We start from the raw sequence: 13,916 nt of genomic DNA on the forward strand, positions 1-13,916 counted from the left end.
GCCGCTTAATTTATATGGCGTCTGTTCCTACTTCCCCTGTACGGACACGCACTACTTGTTCTAAATTGTAAACAAAAATTTTGCCATCGCCAATTTTACCGGTATAGGCTGATTTGCAAATTGCTTCAATTGCTGCATCAACCATGTCAACTGGTAAGGCTAATTCTATTTTAATCTTAGGAAGGAAATCGACCACATATTCTGCTCCTCTGTACAATTCTGTATGCCCTTTTTGGCGACCAAAACCACGGGTTTCGGAAATAGTAATTCCTGGTACGCCAATTTCCATTAATGCTTCGTGAACATCATCAAGCTTAAACGGTTTAATAATTGCAGTAATCATTTTCATATCAGCTCCTGAGGTAATGTTTTTTGCCAAAAGACAAAAAACATGCGAAAGAATATACTAAATTAGGGCGCACACGCGAATGCAACTTAGCATTTTATAATATTTTCTGATAGAGAATATCAGTCAATAACGCACCGCTTTCATAAAACTCTTCTAATTTAGTCGAACTAGTCGCTTCAAAGCCCAGTGCCTCATAAAATTTTCGCGCTTGAATATTTCCTTCCAATACCCAAAGAACGACCTTTTTATACCCTTGACTTTCTAGTTCAGAAATTGCAATCCGACATAACTGGGCACCAAATCCCTTACGCCAGTATTCTGGATGTATGTAAATAGCACTGATCTCTCCGGTCACACTATCTGCATTATTGTCACGAAAAGCACAAATACTAACGAAACCAACCATCTGATTATCAATTTCAAATACTAAAACATTCACTCCTTGTTTGATGAGATCAAACCACTGTTGAGTGCGCTCTTTTAAAGATAAATTCATTAGTATAGATTCTGGAATAAACTCTTTATACATTTCTTGCCAAGAACGCAAATGAACTAACGCGATAGCCTCTGCATCGTGCAAGGTAGCTATCCTAATATTAGATGTTAGATTTTTGATCATAATAAAAACTTAAAATATTGTTATTGGTATTTAAAATTAATTAACTCTAATTTACATTAGAGCACTTTCCCACTGTATCTTCTCCTAGTTGTCGTATTGCAACATACTATACTCAGGATAAAATTCTAAGAATTAAATATGTCTTATATTAAACTGTCGGACCATGGTAACACAGCTTTTGAACGCCTCATGGGACATGCTCCTCGTATTTTAAAGTACTGGGAGCAACTTGAAAATGAATTCTTTAAAAGTAAACACTTTAATAGCGATTTTTTAGAGCAATTGCGCCGTGCTTTAGCCTTTAATAATTTATGTCATTATTGTATGACAAAGGCCGGCCCGCCTGATGAGCAACCGGATTCGATTCGCTTAAATGAGGCATTACGCTTAGCTAATCTCTTTGCAATAAATCACCATAATATTAACCAAACAGAAATCGAGAGAATGAAACAATATTTTTCTGAAGAAGAAATAATTGAACTAATTGCATTTTTTAGCTTTATCTCTGCATCACAAAAATTTGGTGCGAGCTTAGGTTTGCAAGCAGCCAGTGAATATGCTCCTAAGGACGCACGGTAAGAGCGACAGAACCTACGCATGAAAATTAAAATCGGATTACACAGTAACAATCGGCGCAAAAGTTTTTTTCGTGCGTAAGCCCTGGTAAAAGTTCTTGAAGGTATAGTTCTCATTAGACAGTTTTGTTAGACTGTCGACAACAACTAGCATGGAGTTACTATGTTTGACCCAAAACAATTTGATGACTTAGCAAAAAAACTTTTTTCAACGCTACCGACTAGCTTACAGAATCTCGAAAAAGATATTGAACACAAATTTAAAGAAGTCCTCCAATCAGCTTTCGCACGCATGGATTTAGTGACTCGTGAAGAATTTGATGTACAGTGTAAAGTTTTAGCACGCACCCGAGAAAAACTGGAACAACTGCAGCAACAAATTGATGAATTAGTGAGCCATCAAGAAAAAGATAAGGATTAAAAATAATAGACATTTAGAGCTCTTAATCAAGCCATAGGAATAATTGATAAAGAGCCTAACATTTTTATGATTTCTTCATCATTTCATCTCTATTAAACCTGCGCCTTGTAATTAAATAAGCCTTACAAAAACAGCGTTAATCCTGTTTTGCATCAAGGCTGGGTTAGGTGAATATCGATGTAAGAATATCTGATTTTTAGTCACCATTTGGAAGTAATGGTCGACCAATCAAGCCAACAATACAGGAAGAATAACAATGAATCTCGCATTCACTAAAACGCGTAGTGCCATAGGTATTATGGCCCAATCCGTATCAGTAGAAGTCCATTTATCTAATGGTTTACCGGGTTTTGCTATAGTCGGACTTGCTGAAACTGCTGTCAAAGAAAGCAAAGACAGAGTTCGCAGCGCTATTATCAACAGCAACTTTGAATTCCCTTGCCGCAAAATTACCGTTAATTTAGGGCCCGCCGATTTACCTAAGACAGGCAGTGGTTTTGATCTACCGATAGCCTTGGGTATTCTTGCTGCCTCAGGTCAAATTCCCCATAAAAATTTAATAGGTCATGAATTCATAGGAGAACTTGCTTTAAGTGGCGAACTAAGAGCTGTTTCTGCAATTATCCCCGTAGTTCTTGCTGCCCATAGGGATAAACAACTATTAATTATTGCTCATGCCAACGCCGATGAAGCTTCATTAACGGGCTCTCCAGAGGTGTATGTCGCCAACAATTTAAGGGAGGTTTGCGCTTATCTTAGCAAAGATGCTACTTTATCTGGCTTGCCTCCTAGACCCACTATCCATTCAACCCATCAGGAATTAGATTGGTCTGATATCAAAGGACAGTTCCATGCCAAAAACGCGATGGAAATCGCTGCCTGCGGTGGACATAGCATTTTATTAAGTGGCGCTCCAGGAAGTGGTAAGACCATGCTGGCAAAACGTTTTGCTACCTTATTACCAGAACTCACCGAAACTCAAGCTTTAGAATGTGCTGCAATTAACTCCATCCGCGGTAAGTCACCTGATTTTTCTCAATGGCGATCCCCCCCTTTTCGCGCACCGCATCACACAGCCTCACCTATGTCTTTAGTTGGGGGGGGAAATCCTCCTAAGCCCGGAGAAATTTCATTGGCTCATCACGGCGTTTTATTTCTCGATGAATTACCTGAATTTAATCGAAACGTACTTGAAACGCTTAGAGAACCACTAGAATCAGGGCATATTTGTATTTCTAGAGCTGCTGCACAAATAGAGTTCCCAGCACAATTTCAATTACTCGCAGCCATGAATCCATGCCCTTGTGGGCAATGGGGCAATTCACAGGCAAACTGTCTGTGCTCCCCTGAACGTATTAGTCGCTACCTGAGCAAATTGTCTGCCCCGCTACTCGATAGAATTGATATGCATATTACTGTTCACGCCTTATCTCAACAAGAACTAGTAAAACCTAATAGCAACCCAGACAAACAAAGTCTTATTATCCGCGAAAAAGTAATCACCATCAGAAAAATACAAACCGATAGGCAACATTGTCTTAATGCTAACTTAAGTGCCAAAGCTTGTGAGTTAGTAAGTAAACTAGGCGATGCAGAACAAAATTTTCTAAGCCAAGCGATGAACCAACTTAAATTATCTGCTCGTGGCTACCATCGCTTACTCAAAGTAGCTAGAACTATAGCGGATATGAATCACAATCCAATAGTAAGTTTAAAACATTTACAACAAGCACTATCGTTTAAACAACCATTACAGTTACCCAAATAAAACGGAGCACAAAACAATAGTGCTCCTCCTAAAGTCAAGCACTGTATCAATAGCACATTCTCCCACAATAGATTAGCAACGTAAGAAAACGCCAATAATTGCAAATTTAGTGGGCAGAATGGTTTACTACATTCATGAGCGCTTATGATACAATCCGTAAATTATGTGAGCCTTAACCCTTTTTACAAATGTCAGGTATAAATTAATTATGTTCTATGTAAACGAAAAAGATTTTGTTATTCAAAAGGTTCCTGGCGGTAAGATAAAGAAAAATAAACAGCAAGGTTTTGTTATCTCTTATCTTAAAGAAGATGGTAAATTAGCTTTTATTGATAATACGAGAAAAAGAGAGCCGCAATCAGCGCAAAAGGAAGGCACCTGCTGGTATTATGCCGCAGCGCATCAGCGCTATGGCAAATTTTATATGGGGACAGAACGTAGTAAAGAAATAATTATTTCCAACTATCGTAAAAAATGTACTGAAATGACCAGAATACACGCGTTTGAAAATTGGTTTTTGACTCAATTTGAGGACTATATATCACAGCACTTACTCTTCGACTTAACAGAAAAAGAAGTGGCTCAAATGATGTTGCAGCAAGGGGGTATTAAAGAAGAAGGAGCGTATTATCTTACGACAGCTTTTATTCATTACCCACAGGAATGCACATTTCGTACTTTTATTGAAGCGGAACAGGCCAAAACAATAATTAAAGAAGTAAAGATGACTAGCGGGCAATTGCAGTACGATATTGAAAGCGAGCTGGCAACCTTATTAGCCCAAGATAAAATCACTAAAGAAGTTTTAGATCTCGACTCCCTCGCTAATTACTATGATTTCTTGATGATTCACCATATTTGGAAACTACAAGGATATACCCAAGCCCACTGGCATCCCAATATGGGGATTCAGTCGTTGATTGATGAGTTGCGCCATTATTCCTGTTTAGTTGAGATTGATGTTAATAATGTTCTAATTGGTACCGGTAAGCCAAGATATTGTTGGTTCTCCATTAATGACCCGGGGTATCAGATTTATGAGGTAGCTAAAAACGACTCAGAAGAAGACGAAGAGGAAAGCGATACTCACATTATAAGGCTCATTGGAGCTGATTTGAAGCATGTTTATTTTATTGATCCCAATGATGCGAGTATGCCTCATGAACCGCGTACGATTCATCAAATTCCTTATCCATTTTTTTGTGACATTTTATTAAATGGTCGCGGTACACCTGTATATCAGTGTTCAGATAAAGCTGCTTTACCATTTTTGATACATCATATTCAACTTGAAAAGACACCATCTTATTCGCCAACATCAATAAGAAAAAGAAAAAATAGCGAACCAGGTTTGATGAGCAAGACGCCATACAATAGCGCAGTGACTGAACCACCACAAACAGCGGAGGTGAGAACATCCACTGTTGTCTTTGCAAATCAAAGCGATAGTGCTTATAGTCCAACTATATTTCATAGTTTCAAATTAAATAAAACGCCTAGTAAAGAGTACTTAGAAGATGAAAGCCCAACAAAGGCATTCGATATGACTTCTAAGTAATAGACGTCGTCGGAAAGTCGCTACAGAGAACGGCAAAGACATATGGAGCATAGAGCAAGAGTGTATATAAAAAGGATTCGATCACCGTATCGATGAAGCAATTCTCCTCTGTAGTAGAGTTTCCGAAGAGGTTGAATGAATAAGAGCACTATTTTGGAATAGATTGATGTTCAATAAAAACTTTAAAAAACATCCCCTCACTGCCTGGCTATTTCTATGGCGAGTAATGAAACCCTATAAGTGGTGGTATGTATTAATGCTGCAAGCTCCTGTGATGACCGCATTGTATGTATTTGCGAATAATTACTCATTAAAATTATTAATCGATGTCTTTTCTACCGACTCAATCATTGAGTACGGCCATTTAATAACCCCTATTACTCTTTTTATTACGGCACAAGTTACTTTGGATCTGGTTTGGCGACTAAGCAATTTTGCCGAATGGAAATCAGAACCATATGCACGGCAACAACTTCTGCTCACAGCCTATGATTACGTGCAATATCATTCTTATAATTACTTTCAAAATACTCCCACGGGTTCCATTATTAGTAAACTAAAAGGGATTTTAGATGGCTATGACAGTATCTTTGCTAATATTCACCACATCATTGGCAAGCATTTCTGTGTCGTATTCGTTTCTGTGTTCGTGCTGTTACTGGTCAATACCAGCGTATTTTTATTTATGGCGCTATGGTGCATTTTATTTGCTGTCATCATGTTCCCTATGTCCCTAAAATTGAATGACTTATCCAATGAAGCAGCAGAAAGTAAACATCAAATAATAGGCGTATTCTCTGATAATATTACCAATATTTTTTCCCTTTTTTATTTCGCTAAACGTCAAGCTGAATTAAAGCGGATCAAAACGATGATGTCCGAAAGTTATGTACCTCGCCAAATTGCTCTTTATAAATACGATTTCAAATTCAACATCATTGGCTCTGTATTATATTGGTTCATGTTAATCACTATTTTTTTGTTCATGATCTATCTGCGAAAAAATGCACAAATTACCACAGGCGATTTTATATTTGTCATGTTAACAACTATTGCTATTTCGTTTGATTTATGGAGTTTCATGACCGGTTTATGCTCTTTTATGAAAGAGCTCGGCGATTTCAAATCATCATTTTCTATCTTAGAAACCTCTCATACAGAAACAGATAGCCCTGATGCCAAAGAGTATAGCATTAGCCAAGGAGGCATAGAGTTTCAAAATGTATCATTTGCTTATGACCAAGGAGATCAGATTTTTTCTCATCTCAATCTAAGGATTAAACCTGGAGAAAAAATAGGTTTGATTGGCCACTCTGGGGCAGGAAAATCAACACTGATTTCTTTATTGCTAAAAAACTTCACACCAACTACAGGCTCTATTTTCGTAGATAATGAATCCATACATCGCATCACCTCCGATTCCTTGCGGAAACAAATAGCGCTGATACCCCAAGATATTATGCTATTCCATCGCTCCATAGGCGACAATATTGGTTACGCAAGAGATGATGCATCGCTCCAAGATATTAAAGAAGCGGCCAAAATGGCTAATATCGATCACTTCATTGAATCTCTTCCAGAACAATATCAAACCTTGGTTGGTGAGCGAGGAGTGAAGCTTTCAGGAGGACAAAGACAAAGAATTGCCATAGCACGAGCTATTCTAAAAAAAGCCCCTATTATTATTCTTGATGAAGCAACCTCAAGCCTGGATAGTATTACTGAACAAGAAATTCAACAATCTATTAATCTCATATTAGAGCAAAATAAAGCCACAGTCATTGCCATCGCTCATCGTCTATCGACTATACGCCATATGGATAGAATCATTGTGATGGAAGGCGGGTGCATCATAGAAGAAGGAACATTTGATGAATTAATCAATAATGAAGCAGGTTATTTTAAAAAACTTTGGGATAGCCAGGTCAACGGGATGGTTTTATAGCCGAATAAACCCTTAATGCTTGTTGTAGAGGCGTTACTTTTCGGATAACCTTTTGAATCAGCGCGCTAAAATCACAAGGACAACTTAGGTGAAATTCAGAGCAAGAATCAGTGCTCAATACCAAAAGCTTTCCACGAAACAACAATCAATTGCCATATTACTGATGGCATTAGTTTGTCTGTTATTTATTACTATTTTATTTCAATACTATTGGTATTCGAATCGAGAGCAGTCTGATGTCCCGCCTATGATGATACGCCAAGGAAATCAAATTAAAATTCCTGAACATTCTCCTTTACGCGCACAATTAACGATTAAGCCTGTTTCTGTTTCTAATTTGCCGCACATTGTTTCTCTTCCTGGAGTAATAGAGATCGATCCAACACATAATGTTAATCTTTTGCCGCCATTAACCGGGCGCCTAACAAAACTCAATGCCAACATTGGTGATTTGGTTAAAAAAGATCAAATATTAGCAGAAATTAGTTCTCCGGACTTAGCCCAAGCCTCCTCAGATAACGACAAAGCGATAGCGACGCTCCAATTAGCAACTGAAGCATTAAAACGAGCAAAAGCAGTAAATCATGCTGGTGGAAGTGCGGTTAAAGACGTACAAATAGCAGAAAGCAACTACATTCAATCTCAAGCTGAAGCAAAACGCACAGCTAACAGATTACACACCTTAAGCAATAATGGTTTCAGTTCATTAACGATAAGAGCACCAAGGGATGGTAAAATTACCGCATTGAATTATGGACTAGGTTCGTACATTACTGATCCAACAGCCATATTGATGAGCCTGGTGGATCTTTCAACAATATGGGTCACCGCCAATGTTCCAGAAAACATAATTGGTTCTATTGCCCCAAATCAGCCAGTAGAAATCTCTTTATCTGCCTATCCGAACCAATATCTCCAAGGCAAAATTACTTTTGTCAATGCGCTAGTGGATCCTGACACCCATAGAAACAAAACGCGCATCGCTCTCCCTAATCCGGATGGAAAACTCCAACCCAATATGTATGCCACAATCAAAGTGACAGTTCCACAACCCAAATCGATTCTTATTCCGATCTCAGCACTGTTCATGAATAACGATACGACCTCTGTTTATGTTGAAACAGCCCCATGGACATTTGAGAGAAAAATCGTTCAACTCGGTACAGAAGACGGCAATACAATACGCGTTGAATCCGGCTTAAAAGACAGTGACCGCATCGTGGTTAATGGCGGGATATTTATCAATGATTAACCGGCTTATTGAATTGTGCTTTCGACGACGTCACATAGCCTGGGGAGTTGCTATTATTCTCGCATTCTACGGTTATATTTCATGTACTCATATGGCAGTAGAGGCCTACCCTGAATTAAGCGATGTCACAGTGCAAGTAACAACCCAAGTTCCTGGATTAGCAGCAGAGGAAATCGAGAAACAAATCACTATTCCTCTCGAACGAGTGCTGACTAATGTTCCTGAGCTATCTAGTATTCGCTCCAGTAGCACCTTTGCTCTTTCATTGATTACATTAGTTTTCCAAGATGGGGCAAACGATTATTTTGTTCGTGACCGGGTCTTAAATCATATCAGTCAAGCAACCTTACCTAATGGTATTCAACCTACACTGGATCCCCTTACAGGGGCTGGTGGGGAAATTTATCGCTATACTCTGGAATCAAACACCAAAAATCTAATGGAATTATCAGAAATCCAGCGCTGGATTGTAATTCCTACTTTAAAACAAGTTCCGGGAGTTAGTGATGTCAATAATTTTGGGGGACTCACGAAACAATATGAGCTAGTTATTGATCCACAAAAAATGCAGCATTACGGAATAGTACTCAACGACGTCGCTACCGCAATTGGCAATAATACCTCTAATGCTGGAGGAGGTCGTATTTCTCGTGGAGAACAAAGCTATATTGTTAGAGGCATAGGACAAATCAACTCTCTAAGTGACTTAGGACAGGTGGTAGTTACTCAAAAAAATAGTGTGCCAGTACTTGTCAGGGACCTTGGCCAATTACAATTTGGCCATCAAGAGCGGGAGGGAATCTTAGGGAAGAACAACAACCCAGATTCTATACAAGGCGTAGTACTGATGCGCAAATATGAAAACCCATCCCAAGTACTTAAACAACTACATGCTCAAATAGACACATTACAAGAACAATTAAAATCTCAAGACGTCAAAATAGCGCCTTACCTTGATAGAGATGACTTAGTCCAAGTAACTAGCAGACAAGTCAGAGAAACGATTATAGAGGGTATTTTTTTTGTATGCCTCGTTCTTATTTTATTTATTGGAAACATTAGAACAGCCCTCGTAGTAACTATTGCTATTCCTGCCGCGCTTGTTTCCGTTTTTATCATGATGAATGAAACCCATACTCCCGCTAATTTATTCTCTCTGGGCGCTATTGATTTTGGTGTCATTGTCGATGCCGCCATAGTGGTCATGGAAGCTATTTTGCGTCAACGTGAAGAGAATCCCCAAATACCGTTATCTGTTGAAGATACCCTTAAAGCTACCGGATACGTTGCCCGTCCTATATTCTTTGCTACATTGATTATTATTTCAGCCTATTTACCTTTATTTGCTTTTCAACGAGCAGAAGGAAAACTATTTACTCCCATGGCTTATACCATTTCTTACGCCCTACTTGGTGCATTAATTTGTGCTTTGACCCTTGTTCCCGGGCTTGCTTATACCGCTCTACATAAACCACGAAAAATAGTTCATAACCGCCCGCTAATATGGTTAACCAGACGCTACCGCATACTATTAGCTCATTTATTAACTCGCCCTAGATTTGCTTATATTAGTGGAGCTTTAGTACTTATTATGGTTCTCTTATTAGGCATTACTGCCGGACGAGAATTTTTACCTGATCTAGATGAGGGCTCACTATGGGTTCAAGCGGATATGCCCTCTGGTATTTCTTTAGAAAAAGCGAATGAAATGGCCGGCGAATTACGTCGTAGCTTATTAAAGCATCCTGAAGTTTCCTATGTCGTCACACAGTTAGGACGCAGCGATGATGGTACGGATCCATGGACTCCCTCTCATGTTGAGGCTTGTGTTGGTTTAAAGCCCTACTCTCAGTGGCCCGATAGAGAAAACAAAGACCAATTTATTGAAAAATTAGACCAACAATTTTCACAAATGCCTGGTTATACCGTCGGTATTAGTCAACCTATCATCGATAATATTAATGACTTGATTTCAGGCTCACACAGCCCCTTGGCCTTAAGAATTTATGGCGAGGATTTAAAGGAGGGGCGTCGTATTGGAGAAGAAATTGTCAACATATTAAAAACTATTCCAGGAACAGCATCGGCCTCAGTTTTTCAGCAACCACCTATTCCACAGATGGTAGTAAAAATAGACCGAAAGAAAATAGCACGTTATGGAATAAATGTTGGTGATATCACTAACCTCATCCAAACAGGTCTAGGAGGGGCCCCAGTGGCCCTAATCTATGTGGGCAATCGAATTTACAATGCAACAGTGCGCTTTCCTAAAGATAATAAAAATAGTACCGAAGCTTTAGGGAATCTATTTTTAAGCAGCTCAATTGGAGCAAAAATAGTACTTTCCCAACTTGCTTCTATCAATTATCAAACCGGGGAAAGTAATATTATGCACGAACAAACGAAACGTGAAATTACAGTACGTATTGATAACAGAGGCCGCGATCTTACCTCATATCTCCATGAAGCTCAGAAACGAATAAACTCCGAAGTTCAGTTTGATCATCAAAAATTTACCTTAGAGTGGGCTGGGCAATTCGAAAGTCAAGAACGGGCACAAAAACGATTTGCTTATATTTTACTTATCGTTTTAGTTCTAATGTCTATTCTGCTTTTTCTACAATTCCAAAAATTACGGTTTGTTCTGCTGGTCCTAGGTGTTGTTCCACTAGCAACGGTTGGAGGACTGATTACCTTACATATCACAGGCCAAACGCTCAATGCAGCAACTGCCGTTGGTTTCATCGCCCTATTTGGTGTTTCTGTGCAAAATGGAATTATTATCGTAGCTAATATTCGCCGTATCAGTAATACTGTATAAGTCGGTCATTGATGGTGCTGTTGAACGTTTAAGACCTGTACTAATGACGGCAAGCGTTGCCTCTTTTGGAATGCTTCCAGCAGCACTGGCAACAGGCGTAGGCACTGATGTTCAACGTGGATTAGCGACCATAGTAGTTGGAGGATTAATCGTATCGATATTACTTACCTTGTTCATTTTACCTACTTACTACTACCGAATGGAACGCTTTTATAAAAAAGAAAGTAAGCTCTTATTTGGGAGAGCAATGCAATGAATAGAAGCGCATTAGCGTGGGCTAGTTTGCTCGTCAATTTTTTATTATTAAATAGCTGTAAGGTAGGCCCTAATTACACGCGACCAGCAATTAACATACCCCAAAACTATACTCCTCAAACAACTCAACCCACTGTAGCCACTAAAACAAAATTGGGTAACGCACAACACTTTCAAACGAATAAACAAATTGCTGCTCAATGGTGGGAATTATTTCATTCAAAACCATTGAATGATCTAGTCATCGCCAGCTTCAAACATAATCCCAACGTTGGCGTTGCTCAGGAAGCCCTACGTGGGGCCCTGGAAAATATTAGCATACAACAAGGAGCATTTTACCCGGCGGTAGGGGCGTCGTTTGCGCCGACAAAACAACAAATAGCAACTATCCTCACCTCAGCCTTAGCCTCCAATCAAAACAATTATTATTTATTTACTGGCCAAGTTTTTGTTTCTTATACTATCGATGTTTTCGGTGGTATAAGACGGCAAGTCGAGTCTTCAGTCGCCCAAGCAGAATTACAACGCTATCAATTAGAAGCAACCTATCTTACTTTAGCAGCCAATGTAATTAATGCGGCCATTCAAGAGGCAGCTCTTCGTGAACAAATAAAGGTTACCAAGCAAATTATAAACAGCCAAGAAAAAATATTAGCCATTATGCACAAACAATACAAGCTCGGAGATACTTCTTTGGCCAATGTAGCGCTGCAAGAAGCAGCTCTAGCCACATCAAAATCAACGTTGCTGCCATTAGAAAAACAATTAGCCTTTCAACGTGATCTGCTTAATGCCCTCACAGGACGTTTTCCTGATGACAAACGAACTCCTGAGTTCACTTTTAACTCATTGCATCTGCCTACTGAATTACCTATTGCTCTTCCCTCAACACTGTTGGAACATAGGCCTGATATACGAGCGGCTGAAGAACAAATGAAAGCAGCTAATGCGCTCATTGGAGTCGCTGCAGCTAATCGCCTACCCAATATTAGCCTCACTAGTGCCTCTAGTGCCGGAACCGCAGCGGCAAGCCTTGTTAATCTATTACAAACAGATACCTTGTTTTGGTCTCTAGCAGGAATTATCACCCAGCCCGTTTTCCAAGGGGGCATACTGCTGCACAAACAACGAGCGGCAGAAGCAGCATATAAACAAACAGTTGAGCAATATAAATTAACGGTTATTAATGCTTTTCAGAATGTAACGGATACTTTAAAGGCCATTAGGTTGGATGCTGAAGCACTAAATGTCGCGAGTCAAACAGAGCAAGCCACCTTACGTAGTCTCAACATTTCGCGCCGTCAATTTCAGGTAGGTGATGTCAGTATACTAACATTACTCACCAATGAACAAATGTACGAGCAAGCACAACTTACATTAATCCAAGCACAAACCAACAGACTGTCTGATGCAGTAGCATTGTTTCAGGCATTAGGAGGCAGCTGGTGGAATAATTCTATTCACTCTGGAGCAATGAATCAAAAATAGCCATCCGAGCAAACACACCATTAGCCACTTGCTGGAGAATAAATGAGCGCTCACCATCAGCTATATCAGAATCTATTTCTATGCCACGATTTATTGGGCCAGGATGCATTACCATGACATCAGGCTTAGCATAAGCCAAACTTTTTTGGGTTAAGGCAAAATCTCGCCTATAAGACTCTAGATCTAAATGCTCTGTCTCTAACAAACGTTCACGCTGTACCCGTAAACAGATCACAACATCAGCATCCGCTAAACCGTCTTCTAGATTATCAGTTACCCTACCGTATTCAGGGTTTAAAGGCTGCCAAAGTTCTGGAGCAATCAATACCAGTTCACCAACACCCAGCGTGCTACAAATACTTTGGAAGGAATTGGCAACTCGAGAATGTTTGATGTTCCCCAATACAGCAATTTTTAATTTATCTAAATGTGGTTTTTGTTCCACGATAGTCAGCATATCTAAAATAGCCTGGCTTGGATGAGCATGAGTTCCATCACCCGCATTGATAATATGAACAGAATGTCCCAGTTGTGCAGCTAATTCTTGCTGCAATCCTTCTTGTTTATGTCGCACCACAAAAAATTGAATCCCCATAGCAGCCAGAGTTTTTACCGTATCAGCTATGATTTCGCCCTTATTCTCTGAGGAATTTTGTACATCAAGATTGATAACAGGCATAGATAAATGATTTGCAGCCATTTCAAAACTCACCCGAGTGCGAGTACTATTTTCATAAAACAGATTAGCAACAGTGTGCTGCGCATAAACTGGATAAAGAGGCTCCGATTTAAAATCTATAGCTCGTTGAAGTACTGATTCAATTTGTTGACGTGATAATTGACTAATTTCGAGAAAATGATTCAT

General features: G+C 39.4%; 12 protein-coding genes. 9 read left to right on the forward strand and 3 right to left on the reverse strand.

The window, feature by feature from the left end:
- Positions 1 to 10: 10 nt before the first annotated feature.
- Positions 11 to 349 carry a P-II family nitrogen regulator gene (locus tag LFA_RS15515; RefSeq protein WP_045096977.1) on the reverse strand — a complete coding sequence of 113 codons (339 nt, stop codon included), beginning with the start codon at positions 347 to 349 and terminating at the stop codon, positions 11 to 13.
- Between the two features lie 94 nt (positions 350 to 443).
- Positions 444 to 968, reverse strand: coding sequence for a GNAT family N-acetyltransferase (locus LFA_RS15520; protein ID WP_045096978.1), 525 nt, complete (start codon positions 966 to 968; stop codon positions 444 to 446).
- A 138-nt stretch (positions 969 to 1,106) separates the two neighbouring features.
- Between LFA_RS15520 and LFA_RS15525 the strand changes: the two genes are divergently transcribed.
- The 9 genes from LFA_RS15525 to LFA_RS15560 all read left to right on the forward strand — a co-directional run bounded on the left by LFA_RS15525 (position 1,107) and on the right by LFA_RS15560 (position 13,051).
- The gene (locus LFA_RS15525) at positions 1,107 to 1,547 is read left to right on the forward strand and encodes a carboxymuconolactone decarboxylase family protein (protein WP_045096979.1); all 441 of its coding nucleotides are present in this window, start codon (positions 1,107 to 1,109) and stop codon (positions 1,545 to 1,547) included.
- Between the two features lie 159 nt (positions 1,548 to 1,706).
- Positions 1,707 to 1,964 carry a ubiquinone biosynthesis accessory factor UbiK gene (ubiK, locus tag LFA_RS15530; protein ID WP_045096980.1) on the forward strand — a complete coding sequence of 86 codons (258 nt, stop codon included), beginning with the start codon at positions 1,707 to 1,709 and terminating at the stop codon, positions 1,962 to 1,964.
- A 256-nt stretch (positions 1,965 to 2,220) separates the two neighbouring features.
- The gene (locus tag LFA_RS15535) at positions 2,221 to 3,732 is read left to right on the forward strand and encodes a YifB family Mg chelatase-like AAA ATPase (protein ID WP_045096981.1); all 1,512 of its coding nucleotides are present in this window, start codon (positions 2,221 to 2,223) and stop codon (positions 3,730 to 3,732) included.
- Between the two features lie 208 nt (positions 3,733 to 3,940).
- Entirely contained in the window at positions 3,941 to 5,290 is a 1,350-nt protein-coding gene (locus LFA_RS15540; protein WP_045096982.1) for a hypothetical protein, read from the forward strand.
- 166 nt (positions 5,291 to 5,456) lie between these two features.
- A complete protein-coding gene (locus LFA_RS15545; RefSeq protein WP_052674005.1) occupies positions 5,457 to 7,235 on the forward strand; it encodes an ABC transporter ATP-binding protein in 1,779 nt (592 codons plus the stop codon).
- Between the two features lie 88 nt (positions 7,236 to 7,323).
- On the forward strand, positions 7,324 to 8,487 hold the full coding sequence (locus tag LFA_RS15550; RefSeq protein WP_052674006.1) for an efflux RND transporter periplasmic adaptor subunit: 1,164 nt from the start codon (positions 7,324 to 7,326) through the stop codon (positions 8,485 to 8,487).
- A complete protein-coding gene (locus LFA_RS15555; protein ID WP_269447719.1) occupies positions 8,480 to 11,308 on the forward strand; it encodes an efflux RND transporter permease subunit in 2,829 nt (942 codons plus the stop codon). The genes LFA_RS15550 and LFA_RS15555 overlap by 8 nt, the downstream gene beginning before the upstream one ends.
- A 43-nt stretch (positions 11,309 to 11,351) precedes the next feature.
- A complete protein-coding gene (locus LFA_RS20500) occupies positions 11,352 to 11,564 on the forward strand; it encodes an efflux RND transporter permease subunit (protein WP_269447720.1) in 213 nt (70 codons plus the stop codon).
- Complete coding sequence (locus tag LFA_RS15560; protein ID WP_052674007.1) at positions 11,561 to 13,051, forward strand: efflux transporter outer membrane subunit; 1,491 nt, start codon at positions 11,561 to 11,563, stop codon at positions 13,049 to 13,051. Before LFA_RS20500 ends, LFA_RS15560 begins: the two co-directional genes overlap by 4 nt.
- Here LFA_RS15560 and LFA_RS15565 read toward each other — a convergent pair.
- On the reverse strand, positions 13,020 to 13,916 hold the full coding sequence (locus tag LFA_RS15565) for an aspartate carbamoyltransferase catalytic subunit (RefSeq protein WP_045096984.1): 897 nt from the start codon (positions 13,914 to 13,916) through the stop codon (positions 13,020 to 13,022). The two genes, LFA_RS15560 and LFA_RS15565, sit on opposite strands and share 32 nt — an antisense overlap.

This window comes from Legionella fallonii LLAP-10 (assembly GCF_000953135.1).
Classification (GTDB): domain Bacteria; phylum Pseudomonadota; class Gammaproteobacteria; order Legionellales; family Legionellaceae; genus Legionella; species Legionella fallonii.

Coding starts and splice junctions, on each gene's coding strand:
- LFA_RS15520 (WP_045096978.1), bottom strand. CDS start 968: ATGATCAAAAATCTAACATCTAATATTAGGATAGCTACCTTGCACGAT.
- LFA_RS20500 (WP_269447720.1), top strand. CDS start 11,352: ATGACGGCAAGCGTTGCCTCTTTTGGAATGCTTCCAGCAGCACTGGCA.
- LFA_RS15545 (WP_052674005.1), top strand. CDS start 5,457: ATGTTCAATAAAAACTTTAAAAAACATCCCCTCACTGCCTGGCTATTT.
- LFA_RS15555 (WP_269447719.1), top strand. CDS start 8,480: ATGATTAACCGGCTTATTGAATTGTGCTTTCGACGACGTCACATAGCC.
- LFA_RS15535 (WP_045096981.1), top strand. CDS start 2,221: ATGAATCTCGCATTCACTAAAACGCGTAGTGCCATAGGTATTATGGCC.
- LFA_RS15525 (WP_045096979.1), top strand. CDS start 1,107: ATGTCTTATATTAAACTGTCGGACCATGGTAACACAGCTTTTGAACGC.
- LFA_RS15515 (WP_045096977.1), bottom strand. CDS start 349: ATGAAAATGATTACTGCAATTATTAAACCGTTTAAGCTTGATGATGTT.
- LFA_RS15565 (WP_045096984.1), bottom strand. CDS start 13,916: ATGAATCATTTTCTCGAAATTAGTCAATTATCACGTCAACAAATTGAA.
- LFA_RS15560 (WP_052674007.1), top strand. CDS start 11,561: ATGAATAGAAGCGCATTAGCGTGGGCTAGTTTGCTCGTCAATTTTTTA.
- ubiK (WP_045096980.1), top strand. CDS start 1,707: ATGTTTGACCCAAAACAATTTGATGACTTAGCAAAAAAACTTTTTTCA.
- LFA_RS15540 (WP_045096982.1), top strand. CDS start 3,941: ATGTTCTATGTAAACGAAAAAGATTTTGTTATTCAAAAGGTTCCTGGC.